The 26131-nt window shown below is 68.7% G+C and carries 25 protein-coding genes; 12 read left to right on the forward strand and 13 right to left on the reverse strand.

The genetic code is table 11. The features are described from left to right. Positions 1–7: 7 nt before the first annotated feature. Entirely contained in the window at positions 8–622 is a 615-nt protein-coding gene (locus R2707_13650) for a hypothetical protein (GenBank protein MEZ5246139.1), read from the reverse strand. Positions 623–693: 71 nt separating this feature from the next. Between R2707_13650 and hrpA the strand changes: the two genes are divergently transcribed. From hrpA to R2707_13665, 3 genes are read left to right on the forward strand one after another with little or no spacing between them, the layout of a single operon-like run. Then, the gene (hrpA, locus tag R2707_13655) at positions 694–4407 is read left to right on the forward strand and encodes an ATP-dependent RNA helicase HrpA (GenBank protein ID MEZ5246140.1); all 3714 of its coding nucleotides are present in this window, start codon (positions 694–696) and stop codon (positions 4405–4407) included. Between the two features lie 25 nt (positions 4408–4432). Continuing rightward, positions 4433–4819, forward strand: a complete 387-nt coding sequence (locus tag R2707_13660; protein ID MEZ5246141.1) for a metalloregulator ArsR/SmtB family transcription factor — start codon at positions 4433–4435, stop codon at positions 4817–4819. A 45-nt stretch (positions 4820–4864) separates the two neighbouring features. Continuing rightward, positions 4865–6082, forward strand: a complete 1218-nt coding sequence (locus R2707_13665; protein ID MEZ5246142.1) for a hypothetical protein — start codon at positions 4865–4867, stop codon at positions 6080–6082. Positions 6083–6115: 33 nt separating this feature from the next. On the opposite strand, the gene R2707_13670 is transcribed toward R2707_13665, so the two are convergent. Next, complete coding sequence (locus R2707_13670) at positions 6116–6325, reverse strand: DUF2795 domain-containing protein (protein ID MEZ5246143.1); 210 nt, start codon at positions 6323–6325, stop codon at positions 6116–6118. Between the two features lie 198 nt (positions 6326–6523). Between R2707_13670 and R2707_13675 the strand changes: the two genes are divergently transcribed. Continuing rightward, entirely contained in the window at positions 6524–7243 is a 720-nt protein-coding gene (locus tag R2707_13675; GenBank protein MEZ5246144.1) for a pirin family protein, read from the forward strand. 18 nt (positions 7244–7261) lie between these two features. Here the strand turns inward: R2707_13675 and R2707_13680 are convergent, their stop codons facing one another. Genes R2707_13680 through R2707_13700 form a run of 5 tightly spaced genes read right to left on the reverse strand, consistent with a single transcriptional unit; the run spans position 7262 to position 11539 of the window. Continuing rightward, positions 7262–7828: an iron-sulfur cluster assembly protein gene (locus tag R2707_13680; GenBank protein ID MEZ5246145.1), complete on the reverse strand. Its 567-nt coding sequence runs from the start codon at positions 7826–7828 to the stop codon at positions 7262–7264. Then, entirely contained in the window at positions 7821–9020 is a 1200-nt protein-coding gene (gene sufD, locus R2707_13685) for a Fe-S cluster assembly protein SufD (protein ID MEZ5246146.1), read from the reverse strand. The genes R2707_13680 and sufD overlap by 8 nt, the downstream gene beginning before the upstream one ends. Further along, the gene (gene sufC / locus R2707_13690) at positions 9017–9799 is read right to left on the reverse strand and encodes a Fe-S cluster assembly ATPase SufC (GenBank protein ID MEZ5246147.1); all 783 of its coding nucleotides are present in this window, start codon (positions 9797–9799) and stop codon (positions 9017–9019) included. The genes sufD and sufC overlap by 4 nt, the downstream gene beginning before the upstream one ends. After that, a complete protein-coding gene (gene sufB, locus R2707_13695) occupies positions 9799–11241 on the reverse strand; it encodes a Fe-S cluster assembly protein SufB (protein ID MEZ5246148.1) in 1443 nt (480 codons plus the stop codon). Before sufB ends, sufC begins: the two co-directional genes overlap by 1 nt. A gap of 31 nt (positions 11242–11272) precedes the next feature. After that, on the reverse strand, positions 11273–11539 hold the full coding sequence (locus R2707_13700) for a ferredoxin (GenBank protein ID MEZ5246149.1): 267 nt from the start codon (positions 11537–11539) through the stop codon (positions 11273–11275). A gap of 101 nt (positions 11540–11640) precedes the next feature. Here R2707_13700 and R2707_13705 point away from each other — a divergent pair, with 101 nt between their 5' ends. Continuing rightward, on the forward strand, positions 11641–12279 hold the full coding sequence (locus R2707_13705; GenBank protein MEZ5246150.1) for an ArsR family transcriptional regulator: 639 nt from the start codon (positions 11641–11643) through the stop codon (positions 12277–12279). On the opposite strand, the gene R2707_13710 is transcribed toward R2707_13705, so the two are convergent. From R2707_13710 to R2707_13720, 3 genes are read right to left on the reverse strand one after another with little or no spacing between them, the layout of a single operon-like run. Next, entirely contained in the window at positions 12269–13492 is a 1224-nt protein-coding gene (locus R2707_13710) for a cation:proton antiporter (GenBank protein ID MEZ5246151.1), read from the reverse strand. The genes R2707_13705 and R2707_13710 overlap by 11 nt on opposite strands. A 19-nt stretch (positions 13493–13511) precedes the next feature. Next, positions 13512–13994: a cation:proton antiporter regulatory subunit gene (locus R2707_13715; protein ID MEZ5246152.1), complete on the reverse strand. Its 483-nt coding sequence runs from the start codon at positions 13992–13994 to the stop codon at positions 13512–13514. A 54-nt stretch (positions 13995–14048) separates the two neighbouring features. Further along, positions 14049–14903, reverse strand: a complete 855-nt coding sequence (locus R2707_13720; protein MEZ5246153.1) for an SDR family oxidoreductase — start codon at positions 14901–14903, stop codon at positions 14049–14051. Between the two features lie 146 nt (positions 14904–15049). On the opposite strand from R2707_13720, the gene R2707_13725 reads away from it, so the two are divergent. After that, complete coding sequence (locus R2707_13725) at positions 15050–15808, forward strand: lysophospholipid acyltransferase family protein (protein ID MEZ5246154.1); 759 nt, start codon at positions 15050–15052, stop codon at positions 15806–15808. A 12-nt stretch (positions 15809–15820) separates the two neighbouring features. Here R2707_13725 and R2707_13730 read toward each other — a convergent pair whose 3' ends face one another. Then, entirely contained in the window at positions 15821–16684 is an 864-nt protein-coding gene (locus R2707_13730; GenBank protein ID MEZ5246155.1) for a glycosyltransferase, read from the reverse strand. Positions 16685–16765: 81 nt separating this feature from the next. On the opposite strand from R2707_13730, the gene R2707_13735 reads away from it, so the two are divergent. The 5 genes from R2707_13735 to R2707_13755 all read left to right on the forward strand — a co-directional run bounded on the left by R2707_13735 (position 16766) and on the right by R2707_13755 (position 22534). After that, entirely contained in the window at positions 16766–17614 is an 849-nt protein-coding gene (locus R2707_13735; protein ID MEZ5246156.1) for an ABC transporter permease, read from the forward strand. 37 nt (positions 17615–17651) lie between these two features. Continuing rightward, complete coding sequence (locus R2707_13740) at positions 17652–18371, forward strand: ATP-binding cassette domain-containing protein (protein MEZ5246157.1); 720 nt, start codon at positions 17652–17654, stop codon at positions 18369–18371. Positions 18372–18471: 100 nt separating this feature from the next. Next, positions 18472–19755, forward strand: coding sequence for a hypothetical protein (locus R2707_13745; GenBank protein MEZ5246158.1), 1284 nt, complete (start codon positions 18472–18474; stop codon positions 19753–19755). Beyond that, entirely contained in the window at positions 19752–21164 is a 1413-nt protein-coding gene (locus R2707_13750; GenBank protein MEZ5246159.1) for a glycosyltransferase, read from the forward strand. Before R2707_13745 ends, R2707_13750 begins: the two co-directional genes overlap by 4 nt. 8 nt (positions 21165–21172) lie before the next feature. Further along, positions 21173–22534: a glycosyltransferase family 2 protein gene (locus R2707_13755; protein MEZ5246160.1), complete on the forward strand. Its 1362-nt coding sequence runs from the start codon at positions 21173–21175 to the stop codon at positions 22532–22534. A 19-nt stretch (positions 22535–22553) separates the two neighbouring features. On the opposite strand, the gene R2707_13760 is transcribed toward R2707_13755, so the two are convergent. Further along, positions 22554–23753, reverse strand: a complete 1200-nt coding sequence (locus R2707_13760) for a cytochrome P450 (protein ID MEZ5246161.1) — start codon at positions 23751–23753, stop codon at positions 22554–22556. Positions 23754–23803: 50 nt separating this feature from the next. Between R2707_13760 and R2707_13765 the strand changes: the two genes are divergently transcribed. Then, positions 23804–24661 (forward strand): TauD/TfdA family dioxygenase, encoded by an 858-nt coding sequence (locus R2707_13765; protein ID MEZ5246162.1) that lies wholly within the window; start codon positions 23804–23806, stop codon positions 24659–24661. A gap of 24 nt (positions 24662–24685) precedes the next feature. On the opposite strand, the gene R2707_13770 is transcribed toward R2707_13765, so the two are convergent. Next, positions 24686–26089: an FAD-binding oxidoreductase gene (locus R2707_13770; GenBank protein MEZ5246163.1), complete on the reverse strand. Its 1404-nt coding sequence runs from the start codon at positions 26087–26089 to the stop codon at positions 24686–24688. Positions 26090–26131: the final 42 nt, after the last annotated feature.

A 26131-nucleotide genomic window follows, 5' to 3' on the forward strand; every position in this document is an offset into this window, starting at 1 on the left:
CCGGGCGTCAGACCGGTGGCCCGCCCGGCGGCGGGGGGAGGCTCGAGGTCCGTTCCGCGGCGCGGCGAAGGTCGCGGTCGCGTACCCAGCCGACGATCGCGAGGATCACGCCCACGAAGGCGGCGATCACACCGAGTCCGCCCGTACCCACTCCCAGCCATTCGACGAGAGTGACGTCCCGTAGTGATCGGGTGACCAGCGCATTCGTCGGTCGAGTCGGCGTCAGCGAGATCACGTAGACGCCTTCGGTCCGGGCATCGAACACGGCGACGCCCCGAAAGCTGGTGCCGTTGCGTTCCACGGTTTCGTTGCCGGAGGGCCTCGCAACCACGATCTCGCCGTTCGGACCGCTGATCTGCAATTCGTCGATTCCGACACTCACGGACTGGCTGAAGCTGACGACGCCGACCGAACGGCTCGAACCGGTCTGCAGTGAGATCAGATACGTGCCGGGGTCGAGCTTCTCCTCGAAGGTGCCCGGAACGGCGTGGGTGTCGGCCGTCAGCAGGCGACCGAGGAACCCCCACGTCACGATGGTGCCCACGGCCACGGCGACGATGCCGAGCGCAACCAGCCACAGGCCGAGTCGCTTCATTCGGGTGCCGCCTCGCATGCTCGCCACGGCGTGAGCATAAGGGGCCCGATGTCCTGCGCCCGGTTGTGACGCACGGACCCGAGGACCACACTGCACGGATGGACTCCGTCGATCCCGCCGCGGCGCCGATCACGGTCACCTATCCGGCCGATCTGCCGATCGCCGAACGACGCGAAGAACTGCTCGCCGCGATCCGCGACAACCAGGTGGTCGTCGTCGCCGGTGAGACCGGGTCGGGCAAGAGCACCCAGTTGCCGAAGATGTGCATCGAACTCGGCCTGCACGAAACCGGCTGGATCGGCCACACCCAACCCCGCCGCATCGCCGCCCGGTCGATCGCCGAACGGGTGGCCGAGGAGCTCGGCGACGAGGTCGGCGGCCTCGTCGGCTACAAGGTCCGTTTCACCGACAAGGTGTCGAAGAAGACGGCCATCAAAGCGATGACCGACGGCATCCTCCTGGCCGAGATGCAGCACGACCGGGAGCTGTCGGCCTACTCCACGATCATCGTGGACGAGGCCCACGAGCGAAGTCTCAACATCGACTTCCTGCTCGGGTACCTCCGCCGATTGCTCCCGACCCGACCCGACCTCAAGGTCATCATCACCTCGGCCACGATCGACACGGCGAGGTTCTCGCAACACTTCGACGATGCGCCGATCATCGAGGTGTCGGGGAGGACCTACCCCGTGGAGATCCGCTACCGGCCGCCGGAAGACGACGACACCGGGGAGGCGCTCACCCAGGCGGAAGCGATCGTCGATGCCGTCGACGAGCTCGCGCGCGAGGGCTCGGGCGACGTCCTGGTCTTCTGCAGCGGCGAACGCGAGATCCGCGAAACGAGCGAGGCGTTGGCCGATGCCCGCCTGCGCAACACCGAGGTCGTCCCGCTGTTCGGGCGCCTCTCGGCCGCCGAGCAGCACCGCGTGTTCGACCGGTCGCGGCGCGACGGTCGTCGCATCGTGGTGGCGACGAACGTGGCCGAGACCTCGCTGACCGTGCCCGGCATCCGCTACGTGGTCGACTGCGGCACCGCCCGGATCAGCCGCTACAGCAGTCGCACGAAGGTCCAACGGCTCCCGATCGAGGACGTCTCACAGGCGAGCGCCAACCAACGCTCAGGCCGGTGCGGCCGGGTGGCGCCCGGCATCGCGATCCGGCTCTACTCGGAGGAGAACTTCGCCAACCGCCCCGAGTTCACCGAACCCGAGATCACGCGGACGAACCTCGCGTCGGTCATCCTCCAGATGGCATCGCTCGGGCTCGGCGACATCGAGACGTTCCCCTTCGTCGACCCACCCGAGCTCCGCAACATCCGCGACGGCATCGCGCTGCTCGAAGAACTCGATGCGGTGCGGCCCGAATTCGAGGGCACGACGAAATGGCTGACCCCGATCGGACGACAGCTCGCGAGGATGCCGATCGACCCGCGCTTCGGGCGCATGGTGATCGCCGGCGCCGAGAGCGGTTGTCTACGCGAGGTGATGATCATCACCGCAGCGATGTCGGTCCAGGATCCCCGCGAGCGTCCGAGCGAGAAACGAGACACCGCGGCCGAGTTCCACGCTCGCTTCAACGAGCCCGGATCCGACTTCCTCACCTGGCTGAACCTGTGGGACCACCTCGAGACCGAGCGGCGCGACCGCTCGGGCAGCGCCTTCCGGAGAATGTGCAAGAAGGAATTCCTCAACCACAATCGCATCCGCGAGTGGTGGGACATCGTGCGTCAGCTGGAGCGCACCGCGAAGTCACAGCGGTGGACCGTCAACCGCGAGCGGGCGAAGCCCGACATCGTCCACCAGTGTCTGCTGACGGGTCTGCTCTCCCACATCGGCCTGAAGGACTCCAACGGCAACGAGTACCTCGGGGGCCGCAACGCCCGATTCGTGATCAGCCGCAACTCCGCACTGGGGAAGAAGCCGCCGAACTGGGTGATGGCCGGTGAACTGATCGAGACCAATCGGCTGTGGGCCCACAGTGCCGCTCGGATCCAGCCGGAGTGGGCCGAGCGAGCCGGCGAGCACGTGATCACGCGGACCTACGCGGAACCGGAATGGGATGCCGAGAAGGGTTCGGCGATGACCATCGAACGGGCCACCCTCTACGGCGTTCCCCTCGTGGCCGGCCGCCGGGTGCACTATCGACGGGTCGACCCGGCGGTTGCCCGGGAACTGTTCATCCACCACGCCCTGATCGAGGGAGAGTGGCAGACCCACCACGCCTTCTTCGCCCAGAACGAGAGCGTGCTCGAAGAGGTGCGCAAGATGGGGGCTCGTCGGCGCCGGGACGTCTTCGTCGAGTACGAGACCCTGTTCGACTTCTACGACCAGCGGCTCGGCGGCAAGGTCACCTCGGGGGCCGACTTCGATCGATGGTGGAACCGGCGCCGAGAGAAGGATCCCCATCTGCTCGACCTGCACCTCGACGACATCTTCGACGTCGCCGAGGTCGACGCGGATGCCGAATCGTTCCCCGACCGCTGGAAGGCGGGGGACGTCGAGTTCGCGCTCGACTACGAGTTCGACGAGACCTCCGCGCACGACGGTGTGACCGTCACGGTGCCGGTCACGCTTCTCGGCCATGTCGACGCGAGGGCGTTCGACTGGACGGTGCCGGGGCTGCGTGAGGAGCTGGTGACGGCCTTGCTGCGTTCGATGCCGAAGGAGGTGCGCAAGTCATTCGTGCCGATCCCCGACACGGTGGCGCAGATCCTTCCCGCGTTGACGCCCGGCTCCGGCGCGGACCTGGTCGACGCGGTTCGCCGCGAGCTGCGGGCGATCTCCGGCGAACCGCTTCCGCCGGACGCGCTCGTGTTGGACCGACTGCCCAATCACCTGCGACCGATCTATCGCGTCGTCGACGATGCCGGTGAGGTTCTGGTGCAGGGCCGTGATCTCGCGATGATCAGGCACCAACTGGCCGCGGAGGTGAGGGAGGACCTTGCCGGCGGCGCCCACGACCTCGTGCGATCGGGCGAGAAGCGGTGGGTGTTCGGCGACATTCCCCCGCTGGTGCGCACCAGCGCGGCCGGCCTGGAGGTCGACGCGTTCCCTGCGCTCGTCGACGAGGGTGAGACGGTCGGCCTCCGCCTCTTCGCCGATGCCGATCAGCAGCACGACGCCATGTGGGCGGGCAGCGCGCGTCTGCTGCGGCTCAATGTGGGTGGATCGGCGCGGATGCTCAACGACCTCTTCGACAATCGGGCAACGCTCGCGTTGGCGTCGAGCCCGCATGGATCGAAACTCGCCTGGGTCAACGACGCAGCCGATTGCATCTTCTCGCATCTGCTGGGTGAGGCCGGTGGCCCGGTGTGGACCGAGCGCGACTTCGTGGCGCTGGTCGAGCAGGTGCGTCGCAGTCTTCCCGATGCTGTCGAGACGATCGGCCGTGAGGCGGTGGCGATCCTGATCGCGGCCGCCGGCCTCACCCGCGATCTCGCTGCGCCCGTCGCGAGCGCACTGCACCCGGCCTATCTCGACATGCAGGCCCAGCTCGACCGCCTCGTGTATCCGGGCCATCTCGCGGGGGTGGGAGCCGGCCGACTCGGCGATGTGGCCCGCTATCTGGCCGGCATCCGGATGCGGCTCGACAAGCTGCCCGACCGGGTCGCCCTCGACCGGCAGCTGATGCAACGGTGCCGCTCACTGGAGCACGAGTTCGACGCCTACGCCGAACGGCTCGCACCCTCGGTCGCGCTGGAGGATCTCAACTGGCAGCTCGAGGAATTCCGGATCGCAACCCTCGCCCAGCAGGTGGGCGCGAAGGGGAAGGTCAGCGAGAAGCGCATCCGCGCCGCCCTGCACGCCCTCTGATCCCGTCGTGTCTGACGATATGATCATGTCCGACATCGAAGGAGCGGCGATGCCGAAACCCATCTACGACGTGAAGGCGCAGTTCTTCAAGACGCTCGGCCATCCCGCACGAATCCGGATCCTGGAGATCCTGGCGGGTGGTCCCCGCTCGGTGTCGGAACTCCAACCCGACGTCGGTCTGGAATCCTCCCACCTCTCCCAGCAACTCGCGGTTCTCCGCAAGGCGGGTGTCGTGCGGGCGAAACGCCAGGGGTCCTCGATGATCTACTCGGTGGCCGATCCGCAGGTGTTCGAGTTGCTCAGCGTGGCCAAGAAGATCATCGTCACATCGCTGTCCGGAGCCGACGACCTGCTCGCCGCCCTCGACTCGATGAGCTACGGCCCGTTCACCGAGGAGAATGCGGCGGGCTAGACGGATGACCGCCCCGACGGCCGGCCGGCCTCCGACGGCGCCCCGGTGATCGCCATCGCCGTCGTGCTGACGGTCGTGGTGGCGGCCGCAGCGCTCCTGCGACCGGGACTGCGTGCATCACCCCGATGGCGAGCGACGGTCACCCCGCTCGCCTCGATCATCGGGTCGGGGTTCCTGGTGGTGACGCCACTCCTGGCGGCGGTCGTCGGTTCGTGGGCACCGGTCGCCATGGCCGGAGTCGTCGCGGTCGCCCACTGGGTGGGCGCCGCGATGCGACTGGTGATCGCCGAGGTCGAACCCCGGCTGGAGAAGACTGATCCGTCTCGCATCCTGGTCGATCTCGATCGATTGTCGCGGCTTCTCCTCAGCTTCGCATACGTCGTCTCGGTGGCGTTCTACCTCCGGCTCATGTCGTCGTTCGTTCTCCGTTCGGTCACCGACGACCCGCGTGCGGCACAGGTGCTCACCACGATGGTGCTGGTCGGTATCGGTGCAGTCGGCTGGCGACGGGGCCTGCACGGACTCGAGGCGCTCGAGGAGGTTGCCGTCGGCATCAAGCTCTCGATCATCGCCAGTCTCGTGGTCGCGCTCCTCGCCTTCGACCTCGGCGACCCGGGCGCGGTGGTCGATGCGTACCGGACGGCGCAGATCGAGTGGGGTGGATGGGACGCGGTGCGGGTCCTGGCGGGGATGTTGTTGGTCGTCCAAGGGTTCGAGACGTCGCGTTACCTGGGTGCTCACTACGACGCGCCGACCCGCATCGCCTCCATGCGACGGGCCCAGTTGATCTCCGCGGCGATCTATCTCGTCTTCGTGGCGCTGTCCGTCCGGGTCTTCGACGCGCTCCCGTCGACGGTCCAGGAAACTGCGATCCTGGATGTCGCGGGCGAGATGACCGTGGTGCTGGTGCCGTTGCTGGTGGTCGCAGCCGTCGCCAGCCAGCTGAGCGCCGCGATCGCCGACACCGCCGGCGGAGGAGAGATGCTTGCCGGCGCGATTCCGCGGATGTCGTCAGCGGGAGTCGGCTATGTCGCCGTCACCGGGTCGGCCGTCGCCGTGGTGTGGCTCGCCGACGTGTTCGCCATCGTCAGCCTCGCCTCGCGTGCGTTCGCGGCGTACTACCTCGTCGCCACCATGATGTTGCTGGTGGTCCTGATCCGCGACCGCTCGGTACCGCGTCGCACCGCCCGCCTCGCCGGCTTCGGGACGCTCGCGGTCCTGCTGGGGCTCGTCGTGGTGTTCGCGATTCCGGCGGGCTCGTGAGGTCGGCGCCACACGATCGGCCGGGAGGCGGACTCACGACTCCAGCGGTATGTCCGCCAGCTCTCTCCACAGGTCACGCAACCTGCGGTACTCGCGTTCGTGGAGGCGACCCAGCACCTCGATGACCGGTGGCCGGGCACCATGATCGGTGGCGAACTGGACGAGTGACTGCGCAGAGACGGGCGAACCGCCGAACGCGTCTTCCAGACAGTCGGCGATTTCTGCACGGCACACTGTTCCCATGATCTGACCATATGACGGATTGCTCATCATTTGCAGGCGGGCGGGGTGATATCGGTCACTCGAACGGAGGGAGAGCAGCGTCGAAGGGCATGGATCCCTGCTGTCGTGAGCGTCTCGCCCACGAGTCGCTCGATGTTCGCTGGTGCGTCATTCGGATCCGAATGGAAGGAGATGAGGCGCGCGACGGTTGACGAGTGCATGACGACGACACCGATCGACATCCGGCGCTCCGACGATCGGTACTCCACCCGGATCGGATGGCTCGACTCGAAGCACTCGTTCAGCTTCGGGCGTCACCACGATCCCGCCAACACCGGCCACGGTCAGCTGATCGTGTCCAACGACGACCGGGTGGCCCCGGGCGCCGGTTTCGACACCCACGCCCACCGCGACATGGAGATCGTCACCTGGGTGCTCTCCGGAGCACTCGAACACAACGATTCCGAGGGCAACCACGGTCTGATCTATCCCGGTCTCGCCCAGCGGATGAGCGCCGGGCGCGGGATCTGGCATTCCGAGATGAACGCGAGCACGACCGACGAGGTCCATTTCGTGCAGATGTGGGTGGTGCCCGACACGGTGTCGATCGACCCCGGCTACGAGCAACTCGACGTCAACGCCCGCCTCGCCGGCGGCGATCTGGTGCCCATCGCATCCGGGCAGGGTCACGACGGCACGATCACGATCCATCAGCGCGACGCGGTGCTCTGGGGTGGCCGCCTGCCGACCGACCGGCGGGTCGAGGTGCCCGATGCGCCCTGTGTGCACGTCTTCATCGCGCGCGGGAGCGCCGATCTCGAGATGGCCGGACCCCTGGGAACGGGTGATGCCGTCCGCCTCACCGACGCCGGCCGGTTGGCGCTCACGGCAGGACCCGAAGGTGCCGAGGTGTTGATCTGGGCCACCGGCCGAGGCTGACGCCCGGCGCAACGGTTCCTACATCATTCCCAGTTCGAGACGGGCGACGTCCGACAGGCGTGAACTGTCCCACGGCGGATCGAACACCAGCTGCACGTCGACGAACTCGACACCGGGAATCCGTGCCACCGCGTCGTGGAGGTCCTGGCGCATGATGTCGCCCATGCCGCAGAAGGGGGCAGTCACCGACATGTCGATCTCGACTCGCCAGCCACCGTTGGGCAGCTCGATCGCGTCGACTCGATAGACCAGACCGAGCTCCACGATGTCGACGGGGATCTCGGGGTCGTAGACCGTGGTGGCCGCTTCCCAGACCTGATCGACACTGAAGTCGGCGCCGGCGTCGTCGGTCCGGGCCTCGGGAGCCTGGATGAATCCGAACTCGATCGCATCGGCCGGGGCGAGGCGAGCCATCTCGCCGTCGCTCGTCGTGACCGTGGCCGTGCCGCCCAGGGCCTGGAGCAACGTGACTTCGTCACCCTCGGCGAGCACCGCCGTGTGGCCCGCCGGAACGATGGTGACCTTGCAGGCTCGGGGGAGTGTGAACCCCTTCGGCCCTCCGAGGTTGACCGGGGTCTCACGCATCGGCGCGTCGCAATCGGTCGATGATCCAGGTGCGCAGTGTCTCGAAGGCGACGTCGTCGACCACCTGATCGGCAAAGCCGTTGATCAGGAGCCCGCGTGCCTCGCCGGCGGGGATCCCTCGGGAACGCAGGTAGTAGAGCGCCGTCTCGTCGAGCTGGCCGACGGTGGCGCCGTGCTTGCAGGCCACGTCGTCGGCGAGGATCTCGAGGCGGGGTTGGGTGTCGGCCTCGGCTCGGTCGGACAGCAGCAGGTTGTGGTTCTCCTGCTCGGCGTCGGTCCCGTCGGCCCCGGGGCGCACGTCGATACCCCCGCTGAAGATGCCGGTACTCGCATCGTCGAGGACACCGCGGAACAGCTGACGGCTGGAGCAGCCCTTCGCTGCGTGGACGACGTCGATCTGCTGATCGAGGGTCTGGTCGCCGAATCCGAAATAGAGACCGGACAGGTCGGCGTGCGCGGCCTCGCCCGCGAGCTGCACGTGGAAGGCGATGCGTCCGTAGGACGCGCCGAGGTTGAACGAGCGGGCGCGATAGGTGCTGGCGGCACCCTGGATCACCTCGACACGGTTCAGGCTGATCTGGGTGGCGGGCGCGTCCTGGAGCACGATGTGCTCGAGGGTGGCGCGGTCGCCGAGGGTGATGGTGGTGCGGACGTTGGCACCGCCCTCCTGCGGGCCACCCAGTCGGGTCTCCACGACGGTGGCCCGGCAGTCGTCGCCCAGTTCGATGACGACGCCGGTCGAGGCGGTGTTGTGGTCGTCTCCGGGCACGGCGAGGTCGACGACGTGGATCGGCACCGTGATGGTGTGGCCCGACACAACCCGGATGACTGCGCCGTCGCGACCGAACCGGGTGTTGAACGCGTCGAACGCGTCGACGGGATCGTCCTCACGGGGAAGGCCTGTCGACGGTGACGACGATCCGCCGTCGAGTTCGTCGGCCAGGGTGGTGATCGTCAGGCCCTCGGCGGTCATGGTCAGGTCGGAGAGGGCCGGGTCGACGGCGCCGTTGACGATCACGACTCGAGGACCGTCGAGCTCGGGGATCTGGGCCGCGACATCGGCAGGCACCGCGGTGGGGCCACCGGATGGCCCGAACGTGAGTCGGGCGAGGTCGGCATGGGGCGCGTAGCGCCAGGCTTCGTCGCGTCGGGTCGGAAGATCCGGCGCCGCCGCGGTGGCGGAGCGGTTCACGAGGGCGCTCCGGAGAGGGGTCGACCGGAGCCGTCGAGGTCGTGGTTGACGAAGTCGGCGTAGCCGTGGTCCTCGAGATGCAGGGCGAGGGTGTAGTCGCCCGACTCGACGATGCGACCGTCGACGAGGACGTGTACGAAGTCGGGCTTGATGTAGTCGAGGAGGCGTTGGTAGTGGGTGATCACGATCATCGATCGCTCGGGAGTGCGCAGGGCGTTGACCCCCGACGCGATGACGCGCAGCGCATCGATGTCGAGGCCGGAGTCGGTCTCGTCGAGCACGGCGAGACGCGGTTGCATCACGGCCATCTGGAGGATCTCGTTGCGCTTCTTCTCGCCGCCACTGAAACCGGCGTTGACCGCGCGATTGAGGAAGTCGTCCTTCATCTCGACGAGCTCCGTCGCCTCCTTGGCGATCGCCAGGAACTCGCGGGCGCTGATCTCGGTGTCGCCGCGGGCGCGGCGCACCGAGTTGAGCGCGGTGCGCAGGAAGTACATGTTGTTCACGCCCGGGATCTCGACCGGGTACTGGAACCCCATGAACACGCCGGCGGCGGCTCGTTCCTCCGGTTCCATCGCGAGGAGGTCGGCGCCGTCGAGCGTGACGGTGCCGGTGATGTCGTAGCCGTCGCGGCCGGCCAGGGTGTGGGCGAACGTGCTCTTGCCCGAGCCGTTCGGACCCATGATCGCATGGACCTCTCCGGCGCCGATGTCGAGGTTCAGGCCCTTGAGGATCTGCTTGTCGCCGATCGCGGCGGTGAGGTTTTCGACGTGCAGCATCAGCCGACACTTCCTTCCAGGCTCACGCTCAGCAGGCGCTGAGCTTCGACGGCGAATTCCATGGGGAGTTCGTCGAACACGTCACGGCAGAAACCGTTGACGATCATCGCCATCGCGTCTTCTTCGGACATGCCGCGCTGGCGGCAGTAGTAGAGCTGATCCTCGCCCACGGTCGAGGTCGATGCCTCGTGCTCCACCTGAGCCCGGGGGTTCTTGACCTCGATGTAGGGGATGGTGTGGGCACCGCAGTCGGAGCCCAGCAGCAGCGAGTCGCACTGGGTGTAGTTGCGGGCGTTCTCGGCCGAACGCATCACCTTGACGAGGCCCCGGTAGGTGTTCTGGCCGCGGCCGGCCGAGATGCCCTTGGAGATGATGCTGCTGGTGGTGTCGGCACCGATGTGGATCATCTTGGTGCCGGTGTCGGCCTGCTGGCGCTTGCTCGAGAGGGCGACGCTGTAGAACTCGCCCACCGACCGGTCACCCTGCAGGATCACGCTCGGGTACTTCCAGGTGATGGCCGAACCGGTCTCGACCTGGGTCCACGAGATCTTGGCGTCGGTGTGGGCCCGCCCGCGCTTGGTCACGAAGTTGTAGATGCCACCGACACCGTTCTCGTCGCCGGGGTACCAGTTCTGCACGGTCGAGTACTTGATCTCGGCCCGGTCCTTGGCGACCAGCTCGACCACCGCGGCGTGGAGCTGGTTCTCGTCGCGCTGAGGGGCGGTGCAACCCTCGAGGTAGGAGACGTGGGAGTCGTCCTCGGCCACGATCAGGGTGCGCTCGAACTGGCCGGTGTTCTGGGAGTTGATGCGGAAGTAGGTGGAGAGCTCCATGGGGCACCGCACCCCCTTGGGGATGTAGCAGAAGGACCCGTCGGAGAAGACTGCCGAGTTGAGCGCGGCGAAGAAGTTGTCGCGCACGGGCACCACCGAGCCGAGGTGCTCGCGGACGAGATCGGGATGGTCCTTCACGGCCTCGGAGAACGAGCAGAAGATCACGCCGGCCTCGGCGAGGGTCTCCTTGAACGTGGTGGTGACCGAGACCGAGTCGACGATCGCGTCGATGGCGACATTGCTCAGCATCTTCTGCTCGTGGAGCGGGATGCCGAGCTTGTCGAACATGTCGCGGATCTCGGGGTCGACGTCGTCGAGGCTGTCGAGCACGGGCTTCTTCTTCGGCGCCGCCCAGTAGCTCAGGCCCTGGTAGTCGATGGGCTGGATCTGGAGCTTCGCCCAGTCGGGTTCGTCCATCGATTGCCAGGCCTCGTACGCCTGGAGGCGCCACTCGAGGAGCCACTCGGGTTCGTCCTTCTTGGCCGAGATGAGCCGGACGGTGTCCTCGGTGAGGCCCGGGGGCGCGATGTCGGTGTCGAGGTCGGTGCTGAAGCCGTATTCGTAGCCGGCCTCGGTCAGTGCCTCTATCTCGCGCAGTGAATCGTTCATCGAACTACTTTCCCGTTCATCGAGGTCAGGTCTAGCCGTCGACCTCGATGAAGATGCACTCGCCGGGACATTCCTCGGCCGCTTCGATCACGCTCTCGACCGCCTTGTCGGGGATTCTCGCCATGCCTTCGGCCCCGGCCGGGTTGGCGGTGCCGTCGAAGAGCTTCTCACTGCCGAAGTTGCTCGCGGACTCCTTCACGTAGAAGAGCCCGTCGTCGAGTCCGAAGAAGACCTCGGGGGCGATTTCCTCGCACAGACCGTCGCCGGTGCAGAGATCCTGGTCGATCCAGACCTTCATGTCGTTCCTTTGGGGGTTGGCGTGCCTCGAGGTTACCAAGGTTTCGCCAGTTGTAACTGCTGAAAGTGCAGAAAATGGCCCTTCATGTTACGGTCACGAGCATGGATTCCGCCAACCGCGCCCTCTCGGCGACGCAGCGCCGGGTGCTCGTCGCCGTGAAGCGGCAGGGCGAGTCGACGGTCGACGAGCTCGGCGAACTGCTCGAGATCTCCCCCAGCGCGGTCCGCCAGCACCTCGGCGCGCTGGAGTCCGCAGGAATGGTGTCGTCTCGTCGCCAGTACGGGCTCCCTGGTCGGCCGGCGAACCGCTATCGGGCAACGGCGCGGGCCGAGTCGCTCTTCGAGGCCGACGACGGCCGCTTCTCGCTCGAGCTGCTCGGGCATCTCGAAGCCGAAGCCCCTGAGCTCGTCGCCCGGGTGTTCGATCGACGCCGTGTGAAGATGGTCGACGATGCCCGCTCGCGGGTGGAGGGGATGACCACCGACGAGCGGGTCGGCATCGTCGCCGAGCTCCTCGACGACCAGGGTTGTCTCGCCGATTCCGAGGTGGTCGACGACGGGCACCACCGCATCAACCTCCACACCTGCCCGGTCTGGGCAGTCGCCAGTCGCCACCGCGAGGCGTGCACCAGCGAACTCGACTTCATCTGCGACCTGATTCCGGGCGCGACGGTGGAGCGGGTCACCCACAAGACGTCCGGCGACCACACCTGCGTCTACGAGATCCGCGCTACGAGCTGACCACGTCGCGGTTGCGCCACCGGAACGGTCCCGATGATCGCTCCCGGGTCGCGAACGCCGCGATCTGATCGGAGAACCGCGTGGTGAGCGGACCGACGATCGCGGTCACCAACACATAGCCCGCCGCGAGCGCGCCCAACTCGGGGCCGTCGGCGAGCCCGGCTCCGAGCGCGGCGATGACGATCGAGAACTCGCCACGGGCGATCAGCACGGTGCCGGCCCGTAGGCGGCCGCGCGTGCCCACGCCGCGACGCCGCGCCGCGTACCACCCGGTGGCGACCTTGGTGAGCGCCGTGATCACGGCGAGGAGCACCGCCCAGCCGGCCACATCCACGAGATCGGCGGGATCGATCTGGAACGAGAAGAACACGAAGAAGGTCGCCGCGAAGAGATCGCGCAGCGGCGAGAGGAGTTCGAGCGCTCGTTCCTCCGCCTTTCCGGAGAGGGCCAGGCCGACCAGGAAGGCGCCGATGGCTCCGGACACCTCGAAGAGCTGGGCGACGCCGGCGACGAGGAGGACGAGACCGAACACGCCCAGGAGCACGGACTCGTTCGATCCGCTGCCGAGCCCGCGGCTGAGGTGAAGCCCGTAGCGGAGGGCGATCAGGAGAATCACGGCAACGACGGCGAGTGCGATCGCCACGCTGATCAGCGTTTCTCCGAGCGTGCCCCCGACGATCAGCGCGGCCACCACGGGGAGGTAGATCGCCATCGCGAGATCCTCGATCACGAGGAGGTCGAGCACCGACGGTGTCTCACGGTTGCCGATGCGGCCGAGATCGTCGAGGACCTTCGAGATCACACCCGACGAGGAGACCCAGCAGACACCACCGAGCAGCAGCGCGGCCAGCGGCGTCCAGCCGAGGATCATCCCGACCGCGAAGCCGGACCCGGCGTTGAGCACCATGTCGACCAGTCCCGGCGGTACGCCGGTCTTCAGCCCGGTGCGCAACTCGTCGTCGCTGTACTCGAGGCCGAGCGTGAAGAGCAGCAGCAACACGCCGATCTCGGCGGCCAGCGAGACGAAGTCCTCGGTCACGTCGAGCTCGGCGACGCCGCCGTTGCCGAACGCCAGCCCGGCGATCAGATAGAGCGGGACCGCAGTCACGCCCAGACGGCCGGCCAGGCGCGACAGGATGCCGAGGCCGAAGACGACTGCGCCGACCTCCAGAAAGGCGACAGCCGTCTCCGTGGAGCCGGCGGCGAGCATCATGCCGAGGCGATCACGGGGATCAGCCCCCCAGCATCGAGCGGAGTGTCCGCAGCCCGTCGAGCGGACCGACCGCGACGACGACGTCGCCGGCGGTCAGCACGAAGTCGGCGTCGGGGGCCGGAACGGGCACGTCGTCACGGATGACCGCCACGATCGAGGCGCCGGTCGTGGTGCGGAACCGACCGTCGCCGATCGGGTGTCCTGCGGCTTCGGAGTTCGTGGGGATCTGGGTCCAGTCGAGGGCCAGCCCGCCGATCACCTGACGGATCTGTGAAACGGTCTCGGTCACCCGGCTCACGCCGAGGATCTGCGCCAGGACCTGCGTGTCGGTTTCCGACAGGCTGACGAGCGACCGGCACGCATCGGGATCGTCGGCACCGTAGGCGAGGATCTCGCGGCGACCGTCGTGATGCACGATCACGGCCATGTCGTGGCCTTCCTCGCTGGTGAACTCGTGACGCACTCCGACGCCGGGCAGCTTCGTCTCGCGCACCTCTGTCATGCTGGGAGGCTAACGGGCCGGCCGCTGCGGCCGGACGGTGGGGTTCGTGGTCGCTCAGATCCCCGTCGGTCGGTTGGTGAACCGGTTCTCGGTCGGGCTGAAGAACCAGCCGCCGCCGGCCTTGGTCCCACCGTCGACCGCGATGTTGTGGCCGGTGACGAACGAGGACATGTCCGACGCGAGGAACAGCGCCACCCGGGCCTGGTCGGTGGGCCACCCGAGCCGCCCGACGGGCGCCCAGGTCGCCCACAGATCCTCGTGGCCGGCGGAGCGGGCGATGTAGTCGACCTGGGGCGTCTGGGTGAGATCGACACCGATCCCATTGGCCCGGATTCCCTCGCGGCCGTAGCCGACGGCCAGTGATGTCGTGAAGTGGGCGGCCGCTGCCTTCATGGCTGCGTAGACGGGCTCGCCGGGGTAGCCCCGCATCCCCTCGACGGAGTGGAAGTTGACGATGGACCCGCCGCCCCGCTCGATCATCGGAGTGAGGAACGCCTGCGTCACCGCGAACATGTGCCACAGGTTGATGCGGTACATCTCCTCCCACGACGCCGGGTTCGACTCGGTGAAGCGCACCGACGGCCGATAGTCGCCGACATTGTTGACGAGGACGTCGATCCCGCCGTGTCGTTCGAGCACGTCGGCGGCCAGGGTCGCCACGCCGTCCTCGGTGCGTACGTCGACGATGTGGGCGTGGACCGAGCCCCCGGCCGCGGTCACCGTCTCGACGACGGTTTCGGCTCGCGCCGGATCGATCTCGGCGACCTCGACGATCGCACCGTGGGCCGCGAAGAGTTCGGTGACGGCGCCGCCGATACCCGCCCCGCCGCCGGTCACCACGGCGACCTTGCCCTCGAGGAGGCGGTTCCAGTCGTCGATGGCCGGCATGTCGTTCGGATCGATGGTCACCGCGTTGCTCCTGTGCTCGATGGTCCCCCGCCGTCGGGTGCGTCACCCTACCCAGGTCGGGATCGGCGGTCAGGGGGGCACCGATGTGCGGGACGGAGGACCCCGGTTCGGCCGGTCGACGGTGATCCGGCACGCTACGGTCTGGTGTGCGCGATGGCTGGCGACATCCGGGTCGGATCGGCGGACTCGTCTACGCGGTGGCCGCCCTCTTGTTGGGCGGTGTGGTCGCCGTCTTCAGTCGGCTCCGCCTCGCCGAGGAACGTGGTCGGCGCAGGGCGGCGCGTGCGTTGCCCGAAGGGGCGATCATCATCGTCTCGAACCATGCCAGCTACGCCGACGGTGTGTTGCTGGCCCTCATCTGCCGCCGGATGGGTCGTTCGGTTCGCCTGCTCGCGACTTCCGGGGTGTTCCGGATCCCCGTGCTCGGGTCACTGGCCCGCAGTGTCGGCTTCATCCCGGTCGCGCGGGGGTCGGCTTCGGCCGCCGACGCGCTGGAGCCTGCCGCAGCGGCGCTCGCGGTCGGGGAGGCGGTCGGCATCTTCCCGGAGGGCCGGACCACGCGGGATCCCGACCACTGGCCGGAGCGGGCCAAGACGGGAGCGGTGCGCCTCGCGTTGCGGACCGGTGCACCGATCGTGCCCGTTGCCATGGTGGGAACCCACCGCGTGCTCAGCCGGCGCTCGCCACTGCGTTCCATCCTGGTCAATGTGGTGCTGCGACCGGAGGTGCTGACCGAGGTGGGCGAGCCCATCGATGTCGCCGAACTCGCCCGGGCGACGGGGCATCGCCCCGACGACGTCCGGGGCATCACCGACGAGGTCTGGACGCGCGTCGTCGCGCTGGTTGCCGGACTCCGCGCCGATGCCGCTCCCGACCCGCGAGGTACCGCACCCGCGACCGACTGATGCCGCGCTCGGTCAGATGACGGGAGGGCGCCCGAGTCGCGTCATTCGAGCGACGGTTCGCCAGCGCATGCGGTCGATCGGGCGCGGCGTCGTCTGCCGAACCCCGTCGGCGAGGCCCCGGACCACGTCGCGACGGGCCTGTGTGCCCGGTGCCCTGAGCAGCATGAGTGTCGTCCAGACGAGGAGATAGACGGCAGCGACGACTCGGGGGAGACGGCGATGTGCGGTCCAGACCCGGTTGCGGGCGGTCGACACGAAGGCCTGGCCGTGACGGGCGGGCTGGGTCGCCGGATGATGCACGGTCGCCGTGGCGAGATAGTGGATCGACCGACCGGCATCGAGGAGGCGCCACGCGAGGTCCGTTTCCTCCATGGAGTAGAAGAACGCGTCGGGATAGCCGCCGGCCTTCTCGTAGTCGAGTCGGCGGATCGCGCAGGCCCCGCCGAGAAACGTCGTGACGTCGCTGCTGCGCAGCGGGTTGCCGGCGCGCAGGCGGGGCACATGGCGGCGCTGCGTGACCCCGGTCGTCTCGTCGGTGATCCGCATCGACACGGCCGCGACGTCGTGGCGCTGCTCGAAGAGGTCCACGACCGCCCGGGCGACCTGATCGTCGGCGCAGCGGGCATCGTCGTCGAGAAAGAAGAGGACGTCGCCCGTCGCCGCGGCGGCCCCGGCGTTGCGCCCTCCGGTGACCCCCAGGTTCTCCGGGAGCGTGATGCTACGGACCCCTGGATACGTGCCCGGAGCGGCGCCGTTGCCGACGAGCAGGATCTCGTCGGGCGGCACCGACTGGGTCCGGATCGACTCCACGGCGGCGGCGACCTCGAGGGGTCGGTCGCCCATGGTGAGCACGATCCAACTGCTGGTCCCCTGCACGGGCCGACCCTACCCGGCCGGTTCCGGCTCGCACCGGCCCTCGGCGGCTTCTCGGGAAGTCGCTTTGGTAGTCTCCCCCTGATGTCTTCGAACACGTCCGGTGGATCCATGCCGGAGCTCCACGACGCTCACGCGGCGATGCGGCTCGGGCCCTACCTCTCGGATCTGTGGGACCGGCGAAGCTACGTCTGGTACGAGTCCGTCAGCGAGCTGCGCAGTCGCCAGGTCACCAACGTGTTGGGCAATCTGTGGCACCTGCTCAACCCGGCGCTCAACATCTTCGTCTACTACCTGGTCTTCGGCCTGTTGTTGAAGGTGGACCGCGGCGTCGACAACTTCATCCTCTTCTTGTCGACCGGTCTCTTCGTCTTCCAGCTCACCCAGAAGTCGACGATCGACGGCGCGAGATCGATCATCAGCAACAAGGGCCTCCTCAAGGCGATCAAGTTCCCTCGTGCGCTCCTGCCGATCACCGGTGCGGTCACCGAGTTCATGTCGGCGTTGTCGTCGTTCCTCGTGCTGTTCGGGATCGCGCTGCTCACCGGCGAGTCGCCGTCGTGGCGATGGTTCGCGCTGATCCCGTTGCTCGTCGTGCAGTTCGTGTTCAACCTCGGCGCGTCGATGGTCGCCGCCCGGCTGACCACCCACTTCGTCGACTTCATCCAGATCCTTCCGTTCTTCTTCCGGCTGGTGCTCTACGGGTCCGGCGTGATCTTCGACGTCACGAAATACGTCCACGAGGGGTCGCGTGTCCGTCTGCTCTTCGAGCTCAACCCGATGTACTGCTTCATCACCGTGGCACGGTGGGCGATGTTCGGCGGCGAGCTCGATCCCACGGTCGTCGTGTCGGGCATCGTCTGGTCGATCGCACTCTGCATCGTCGGCTTCTTCTTCTTCCGCGCGGCCGAGGAGCGCTACGCCCGTGTCTGAGCTCTCATCGCAATCCGTCGCGAACGACGTCGCGCCCGTGAGCGTCGATGTCCAGCACGCCGACATCCGATACCGCGTCTACCAGGACAACTTCTTCAGCGCCCGTCAGATGGTGAGCCGCGGCTTCAAGGGGCGGGAGTCGGTGATGGTGCATGCCGTCCAGGACGTCTCCTTCCAGGTGCACGTGGGCGAGGCGTTCGGCATCGTCGGTTCGAACGGCTCCGGCAAGTCGTCACTCCTCCGAGCCATCGCCGGTCTCCAGTCGCTCCACAGCGGCCGGATCGACGTGCGCGGCGAGACGGGTCTGCTCGGCGTGGGTGCGGCGCTCAAGCCGTCGCTCTCGGGCTACCGCAACGTGATGCTGGGCGGGTTGGCGATGGGCCTCAGCCGTGACGAGATCGATCAGGAGATGGCGGGCGTGGTCGAGTTCTCCGGGTTGGGCGAGGCCATGGGTCGACCGATGCAGACCTACTCGTCGGGCATGCAGGCCCGTCTCGCGTTCTCGATCGCCACCCTCCGCGTCCCCGAGATCCTGCTGATCGACGAGGCACTCGCGGTGGGCGACATGGAGTTCCGCACCCGCAGCCTCGAGCGGGTGAACCAGATCCGTGAGCGGGCCGGGACGGTCATCATGGTGTCGCACAGCCTGAAGGAGATCACCGATTCGTGCAGCCGCGCGATCTGGCTCGACCAGGGCGTCCTGCGGATGGAAGGGACGGCCGACGAGGTGGTCGCCGCCTACGAAGAGAGCGCCTGAGCTGTCTGTCGACTGGTGCGACCGCGACCCGGCCGGCGCAGGGGCAACCGCGGCCGTCGGACGATGGCGTTCGGTCCGCAACCGGCTGCGTGACGCACTGGTGTCGGCCGACGGGTGGATCGCTCGGCGCCCGACCATCGACATCGCCGCGGGGCGGGCCCGGTTCGTCGTCGTGGCGAAGGCGGTCGTGCGCCCCCGGATGGGCCGGTTCCGTACCCGGTTGGTCGGTTCCGCATCCGGAGGGATTCTCGCGGGGATCGGAACGGCGCGGCGCCGGGCGATTCGTCCCGGCACGCCCATCGGGTTCCCGCAGGACGCCGGGGGATCGGCCATCGATCTCTCGCAGCTGCCCGACCCCGGTTCGCGGGCCTTCGATCGTCTCGCCCGACGCGGCCGCCGGGCCGGGGTCGTCCGACTCGACGAGGGGCTGACGGCAACAGCGGCCGCCGGGGTCGTTCGCCTCGCCGAGTCGGGGGTGCCCCTCGTGGCGCCGGGGTTGTCCTCGTCGCTGCGTTCGGTGCTCGGCCCGGAGCTCTCCGACGTGATCGAGCGCGCGCCGTTCGTCGCCCGCGACCCCCACCTCCGTGAGCGTCATTCGATCGCCGTGCGGCGCGCCGCATGGTCGCGTTCGTGGCGACCGCCGACGATCTCCGTGCTCTTGGCCTCCCGTCGACCGGCCGATCTGCCCGAGGCGATCCGGATGGTTCGCTCCCAGCGCGGCTGTGAGCTGCAGCTGTGTGTCGGCCTGCACGGGCCGGAGTGGCCCGACGACAGCGAGGCGGCGATTCGGGCGGCCTTCGACGGCCCGCTCGTGGTGGACCGGTTCGCCGACACGGTCGATCTGGGCACCATGCTCGATGCGCTCGGGTGTCGGGCCGACGGTGACTTCGTCACCAAGTGGGACGACGACGACCACTATGGCGCCGATCATCTCGTCGACCTGGTGTCGGCAATCGGCTACACGGGTGCGCAGATCGTCGGCAAGGCGGCCGAGTTCGTCCATCTCGAATCGATCGACACGACGATCCGGCGCTACGCGATCGGAGCCGAGAGCTACTCGACCACCCTCGCCGGTGGCACGTTGCTGCTGTCGGCCGAGACGTTGCGCGACGTCGGAGGATGGCCGGCGGCCTCGTCGCGGGTCGACGGCCTGCTGATCGACGAGATCCTCCGTCGCGGCGGTTCGAGCTATCGGACCCACGGCTTCCAGTTCGTGCTGCGTCGTCGGCGTCCCAGCTCGACACTGGGCCACACATGGACCGCTCCCGACGAGTACTTCCTCCGCGACGCCGTCGACCAACGGCCCGGCCTCGACCTCGTGTTCGCCGGCATCGCCACGGCTGCCGCGGCCGATCGACGCGAGTCGGGAGAACCCCACACATGAGCGCCGTCGTCGGAAATCGGTGGGACACGCTTCCGGTGCTGTCAGCGGTCGATGCGGTGCCGACACGGCGGGTCTCGGTGTGCATCCCCGCCCGCGACCCCGGCGTGGCGCTGGATCGCACCCTCGCCGGCCTGCGGTCGCAGCGCTATCCGTCGGCGCTGCTCGAGGTGGTCATATCGGACGATGCCTCGGCCTCGCCGATCGAGGTCGACGCAACCGGTCTCGATCTGGTGGTCGACCGGCGTGACGGCCGCGACGGCTTCGGAGCGGCCGCGGCACGCAACCGGGCCGCCGAGATCGCCACCGGCGACGTGTTGGTCTTCCTCGACGCCGATGTGGTGCCATCTCCCGACTTCGTCGCCGCGATGGCTCGATGGTTCGACCAGACCGACGACGCGGTCGTTCTCGGGGCCATGCGGTTCGTCGATCTCGACGGCATCGGCGCCGACGAGGTCGGCCGACTGCTGCTCGACGGCGGTTGGGACGACCTCGTGCGATCCCGCCGCATCCCGGGTCAGGACTGGCGAGCCGGCTACGTCGCCGAGTCGCGTGGGCTCACCGTCGACGAGGTGGATCTGTTCCGTGTGGTCACGGGGGCCGCGCTCGCCGTGCACCCCGACCGGTTCAACGAGGTCGGGGGATTCTGCGAGGTCCCGATCCGCGGCATCGAGGACACCGAACTCGGTTACCGGCTCATGGCCAACGGCGGGATCCTGGTCCCCGATGCCACCGCGCTGGTCTGGCACCAGGGCCGTCCGACGCTTCGCGGGAGCGCGGCCCGACGCAATCGGCGCGAACGGCAATCGACCACCGAGCGGCTGCTGCCGGTCGGAGGCTTCCGGGGCCCCGCTCCTGTCGCCGACCGAGGCGAATCGATCGCCGAGAGGGCGTGCGTGCGTGTCGTCGACGACGGCGATGGCACCGCGGCGTCGGTGATCGAGCGGATCCGCCGGGTCGGAGGGACCGACGTGTCGGTCGCCGCGGTGCCCGCGATCGAGCCGCGCGGCGGCTTCACGCCGGCGTTCGCCCAGGTCTGGTGCTCGCCCCGGTATGCGTGGGGTCCCGGCACGCTGCTGCGGCTGATCGACGAACTCGCCGACCCCGAGGTCGGGCGCGTCCGGGTCCCCGACCCCGACGGGGGTTTCGCGGTGGACGCCTACACGACCCGCGCGCTGTGCCGCGCGGCCCGACACGACGACGGAACGCCGGTCGCCGACCGCGTCGCCCGACTGTTCGGCGAACGTTGGGTCGCCGCCGAACGGCTCGACCTCCGACCGGTCGCCGACGAAGCGGCATCGGGTCGCGTTCGGCGACGTGAGGTGTGGGCCCAGCGGGCCCTCGCCCGGTTGCGATGGATCGGCCGGACCGGGCGTCGGCGGGCGGCCGCGGCCGATCGGGGCTCGTCGTGAGGCGTACGGTGCAGCGAATCCGCGATCGCCTGTCCCACGCGTCGGAAGTCCGGCGACACGCCGCGCTGCCCATGCGAGAGCCCCGGGTTCCGATGGCCGCGCCCGGTCGCTCACCCGCCGGCGTCCCGGGCAACGCCTGGCATCTCCTGGCGCTCGACGACGTCGCGACGTCGCCGTCCGTGTCCGTCGTCGTGCCGGCGAAGGACTGTCAGCCGACACTCGACCGACTGTTGGCGTCGCTGTCCCGAACGGACGCCCCCGTCGGCGCCTCGCGACCGGAGCTGGAGATCATCGTGGTCGACGATGCGTCGTCGCCGCCGCTCGTCGTCCCCGACGGGGTCACCCTCGTCCGCCTCGAACCGTCGCCCTCCTTCGGTGCCGGTCGGGCCCGTAACGAGGGTGCCCGTCGGGCGACCGGCGACATCCTCCTGTTCCTCGATGCCGACATGTTGGTCGGCCGCGCCGCCGTCTCCCGGCTGGCCCGCTGGTGCTCGGCCCATCCGGCGGCCGTCGTCACCGGCGTCATCGCGTTCTTCGACGTCGACGAGGTCGGCGCGGAACAGCTCGATGCCGCGATCGAGTCGGGCCGGCTGCAGTCGACGTTGGCCGACTTCGAACGCAACGACCAGGACTGGCGCGACCCGCACTTCCTGCGCACTGCCGACATGACCCTCGAGGACCCCGAGATCTTCAGCGTCACGATCGGCGCCGTGATGTGCCTCCCGCGTGCGCTGCACGAGGCGATCGGGGGCCTGCGCGAGCTCGGCCGCCGAGGTATCGAGGACACGGAGTACGGCTACCGACTCCACACCGCAGGAGCCCTCATGGTGCTCGATCGCACCGCGGAACTCTGGCATCAGGGGCGTCGCTTCTTCAGCTCGGAACACGCGGCGCAGGCCAAGCAGGATCGCGCCGACCTCAACAACGAGCTCATGGCGTCGGCGCGCTATCGCGTCGACTCGTCGACCGCCCGCCGGGTGCCCGTCGCCGTCGTGCACGCGGTGGGCGACGCGTCGGTCGATGGCTTCGCCGACTCGGACCGTCGAGACCTCGTGACGGCCGAGGACCGCGATGGCGCCGACGTGCTCGACCCGGTCGATGCCGTCGGGGTGCCCTACCGGATCGATGTCCACCGCTCGTGTCGGGTAGCCCCGGGGTCGTTCGGCGCCCTGATCGATCGGGTGCGGCGCGACGGACTCGGATCCCTGTCGGTCGAGAGTCCGGAGGGAGACCTCCTGATGACCGTGACGAGCCGCCGGGCCGAGGGTCGAGCGTCGCTCATCGGACTCCGCGGCGATGCCGCGTCCGCCCATGTCGGGTCGGCCTTCGGCGCGCGCACCGCCCCCGCAGCCGACTTCGACATCAGCTGACCCGGCGAGTGGTAGGGGGTCAGGCCCCTGCGGCGTGGAACGGAAGGGACTCGTAGCGGCGGACGAACGCGCCGGGTGCGAAGCGGCCCGCTTCGGCGTCGACGGTGAAATCGGGGAACCGCTCGAGCAGGCGTTCGAGCGCGACCGTCGCCTGCAGGCGAGCCGCCGCCGCGCCGAGGCAGTGGTGGGCGCCGTAGCCGAGGCTGAGGATCCGGTCGAGGTGGCGCGTGACATCGAGGTCGCCCGCGTCGTCGCCGTACTCCCGCTCGTCGCGGTTGGCCGAGCCGTAGAGCAGCATCACCTTGGTGTCGGCCGGAATGGTCGTGCCGTGCCGCGTGACCTCGCAGGTCGTCGTGCGGGCGAGGTTCTGCACGGGCGAGGTGAGACGGAGGAACTCGTCGACCGCGGCGCGGATTCGGCTCGGGTCGTCGAGCAGGATCCGGCGCTGGTCACCGTGCGCGGTGAGCAACTCGGCGGCACCGCTCAGGAGGCCGGTGGTGGTGTCGTTGCCTCCGGTGACCATCGTGAACACGAAGCCGATGATCCAACCGGGGGTGGCCACTTCCGGGCCGACCTCGACGAGTCCCGACACCAGATCGTCGCCGGGCTCGACCTTGCGCCGTTCGATGAGCTCCTCCCCGAAGGCGAAGAGCTCCATGAAGGCGTCGCCGGCCGACTCGAAACTGTCGGAGGCCGTGGCGGCGACGATCGCGTTGGTCCAGCGGTCGAAACGGGCGCGATCGCTCACCGGCACGCCCAGATAGTGGGCGACGACGAAGCTCGGCAGCGGCTTGAACAGCGCCTCCACGATGTCGCAGTCGCCCCGGTCGGCGATCTCGTCGAGCCGATTGTCGACGAAGGCTCGCACGCTGGCCTCGATCGCATTGACGCGGCGCGGCGTCATGGGCTTGCTGACGAGACGGCGCATGTCGGTGTGATCGGGAGGATCCATCATGACGATGGGCCGGGCATCGTCGCTGAACATCGCCGCCCCGTCCCTGTCGGGGGTCAGCCCCTGCGCTGAGGAGAACGTGGTGGTGTCGCGGGCGGCATCGAAGACGTCGTCGAATCGGGACAACACGTAGAAGTCGCCGTGGACCGGATGGGCGACCCGGTGCACCGGCGCCTCGTCGCGCAGTCGGCGGTAGTCGTCCCACGGCGACCGCCAGCTCTCCGCGGATCGCAGGTGATACAGCCCGCTCGACTCTGTGTGGTCCATCCCCGTGCCCTTCGTCGAGAACACGCTACGTCGTCACCTATGGTCGGGTCATGGTGTTGGACATCGTTCCCAGTGGGCAGGCCTGCGGCGCCATCGTTCGCGGCGTCGATCTCGCCGGCCCCCTCGACGACGAGACCGTGGACGAGATCCGCAGCGCATGGCTCGCCCACAAGGTGGTCGCCTTCCCCGGGCAGCGACTCACCGACGACGACCTCGAACGCGTCACGCTCCGGTTCGGACCGTTCGGCGACGATCCCTTCTTCGAGTCGATCGACGGGCATCCGCACATCGCCGCGATCCATCGCGCGGCCGACGAGACGGCGCCGATCTTCGCCGACTCCTGGCATGCCGACTGGACCTTCCAGGAGTTCCCGCCCGACGGCACGTGCCTCTACGGCAAGGTGGTACCGCCGGTCGGCGGCGACACCCTCTTCGCCGATCAGGTGGCTGCACTGGCCGCGATGCCGGTCGATCTGCGCCGACGCATCGAAGGGCTCACGGCCGTCCATTCCGCGCGACGCGGGTACGCCCCCGACGGTCTCTACGGCGACGACGACCGCGAACCGCGAGCGATGAGGATCATCGCGAGCGACGAGGCGTACCGCACCCAGACCCATCCCCTCGTGCGCGTGCACCCCGAGACCGGCACGGCGGCGGTCTACAGCACGTTCGGCTACATCATCGGCATCGAGGGGATGGCCGACGAGGACGCCAACGCCCTCCTCGGCGAGGTCTACGCGTGGCAGACCCGCGAGGAGTTCCGCTACCGGCACCGGTGGGAGCCCGACATGTTGGTGATGTGGGACAACCGCAGCGTGCTCCATCGGGCCACGGGCGGCTACGACGGCTACGAACGACTGCTCCATCGCACGACGATCGGCTACAACCGCACGATCCGTAGCCGGTGACCGACCTGCCCGAGGGACACGAGGTCAGCTCGGAAGTGGGAGCGTCTTCTCCGGGTTGAACAGGTCGTCGGGGTCGAGCGAGCGCTTGATCGTCCGCATCAGTTCCCACTCGATCGCCGGCTTCTGTGGCTCGACCCGATCGCGTAGGAGCGTGCCGAGACCGTGCTCCGCGCTCAAGGTGCCGCCGAGCTCGAACACCAGTGCGTCGATCGCTCGGCGCAGTTCGGGCCTGGCGTCGGCGAACGCGGGGATGTGGTCATCGCTCGTCGGGAGGATCATCATGTGGATGTTGCCGTCACCGACGTGTCCGAATCCGTAGCAGAGCGCGTCGGGTGTGATGCGCGCCGCGAGCGAGTGCACCCGGGTGATGAACGCGCAGATGTGGTCGATGGGCACGGCGGTGTCGAGTTTCACGCCGTGGGCGTGGTGCTCGGGGAAGGCGCGTGTCGGCGGGATCTCGTCGCGGAGGAACCACAACGCCGACTCCTGCTCGGGCGTGGCGGCGACCACGGCATCGGTGATCAGGCCGGCGTCGTCGGCCGCAGCGAGCAACGCCGTCAACCTGTCGGTGACCGGTTCGGACGAGGCCAGCTTCACCAGCATGTAGTGGTCGGCGCGCGTCTCGATCGGGTGCCCGACGCCGTAGCGCCGCTGCACCCGCTCGATCGCGACCTCCGGGATGAGCTCGAACGCGGTGAGGATCGCCGGCGCGTGCACGTGAGCCAGGGCGTAGAGCGCCATGAGCGCGTCGAGGTCGGTGATGGCGGCGAGGGCGGACTGCTCGTGGGGTGTCGCGGGCACCAGTTTCAGGACCGCCGAGGTGACGACGCCGAGCGTTCCCTCTGCACCGATGAAGAGCTGTTTCAGGTCATAGCCCGACGAGTCCTTGCGCAGGGCCCGGCGTCCGTCCCAGATTCGTCCGTCGGCGAGGACGACCTCGAGCCCCATGACGTTGTCGCGGAGGTTGCCGTAGCGGACCACGTTGTTGCCGCCGGCGTCGGTGGCGATGGCTCCGCCGATCGTCGCCGTGCCCCGCGCCCCCCAGTCGGGTGCGAACTTGCGGTCGACCGCGGCCGCGGCTTCCTGGAGCGCTTCGATCGTGACGCCCGCCTGCGCGGTGATCGTCCACCGTTCGGGATCGACCGACTCGATGGTGCGGAGCCGATCGAGCGACAGCACGACCGCCGCCCGGGTCGCCGGCATCTGCGTCCCGCCCGAGAGACCCGTGTCGCCGCCTCTCGGAACCATCGCAACGCCGTGCTCGGCGCACGCACGGACCGCGGCGGCCACCTCGGTGGTCGACGCCGGCCGCACCACGGTGGGATGTCCGACGACCACCGCTCCCGGACCGAGGGTGTCGGTGAGAAGGTCGAGAAACGCAGTGGTCGGGGCGGGCGGGGTCGGCGTGAGCTTCCTCGGCACGTCCATCGTCGTGACCGTACCCGACTCCTTCGGCGCCCGGTGATCGTG

The sequence above is a fragment of the Acidimicrobiales bacterium genome, from assembly GCA_041394245.1.
In the GTDB taxonomy this organism is placed as follows: domain Bacteria; phylum Actinomycetota; class Acidimicrobiia; order Acidimicrobiales; family Aldehydirespiratoraceae; genus JAJRXC01.

Excerpts from the sequence above, each read along its gene's own strand:
- R2707_13700 (MEZ5246149.1), bottom strand. The coding sequence starts at position 11,539 with ATGAAGGTCTGGATCGACCAGGATCTCTGCACCGGCGACGGTCTGTGC.
- R2707_13705 (MEZ5246150.1), top strand. The coding sequence starts at position 11,641 with ATGGATTCCGCCAACCGCGCCCTCTCGGCGACGCAGCGCCGGGTGCTC.
- hrpA (MEZ5246140.1), top strand. The coding sequence starts at position 694 with ATGGACTCCGTCGATCCCGCCGCGGCGCCGATCACGGTCACCTATCCG.
- R2707_13660 (MEZ5246141.1), top strand. The coding sequence starts at position 4,433 with ATGTCCGACATCGAAGGAGCGGCGATGCCGAAACCCATCTACGACGTG.
- sufC (MEZ5246147.1), bottom strand. The coding sequence starts at position 9,799 with ATGCTGCACGTCGAAAACCTCACCGCCGCGATCGGCGACAAGCAGATC.
- R2707_13675 (MEZ5246144.1), top strand. The coding sequence starts at position 6,524 with ATGACGACGACACCGATCGACATCCGGCGCTCCGACGATCGGTACTCC.
- R2707_13735 (MEZ5246156.1), top strand. The coding sequence starts at position 16,766 with ATGTCTTCGAACACGTCCGGTGGATCCATGCCGGAGCTCCACGACGCT.
- R2707_13760 (MEZ5246161.1), bottom strand. The coding sequence starts at position 23,753 with ATGGACCACACAGAGTCGAGCGGGCTGTATCACCTGCGATCCGCGGAG.
- R2707_13715 (MEZ5246152.1), bottom strand. The coding sequence starts at position 13,994 with ATGACAGAGGTGCGCGAGACGAAGCTGCCCGGCGTCGGAGTGCGTCAC.
- sufB (MEZ5246148.1), bottom strand. The coding sequence starts at position 11,241 with ATGAACGATTCACTGCGCGAGATAGAGGCACTGACCGAGGCCGGCTAC.
- R2707_13765 (MEZ5246162.1), top strand. The coding sequence starts at position 23,804 with ATGGTGTTGGACATCGTTCCCAGTGGGCAGGCCTGCGGCGCCATCGTT.
- R2707_13770 (MEZ5246163.1), bottom strand. The coding sequence starts at position 26,089 with ATGGACGTGCCGAGGAAGCTCACGCCGACCCCGCCCGCCCCGACCACT.
- R2707_13710 (MEZ5246151.1), bottom strand. The coding sequence starts at position 13,492 with ATGATGCTCGCCGCCGGCTCCACGGAGACGGCTGTCGCCTTTCTGGAG.
- R2707_13680 (MEZ5246145.1), bottom strand. The coding sequence starts at position 7,828 with ATGCGTGAGACCCCGGTCAACCTCGGAGGGCCGAAGGGGTTCACACTC.
- R2707_13670 (MEZ5246143.1), bottom strand. The coding sequence starts at position 6,325 with ATGGGAACAGTGTGCCGTGCAGAAATCGCCGACTGTCTGGAAGACGCG.
- R2707_13750 (MEZ5246159.1), top strand. The coding sequence starts at position 19,752 with ATGAGCGCCGTCGTCGGAAATCGGTGGGACACGCTTCCGGTGCTGTCA.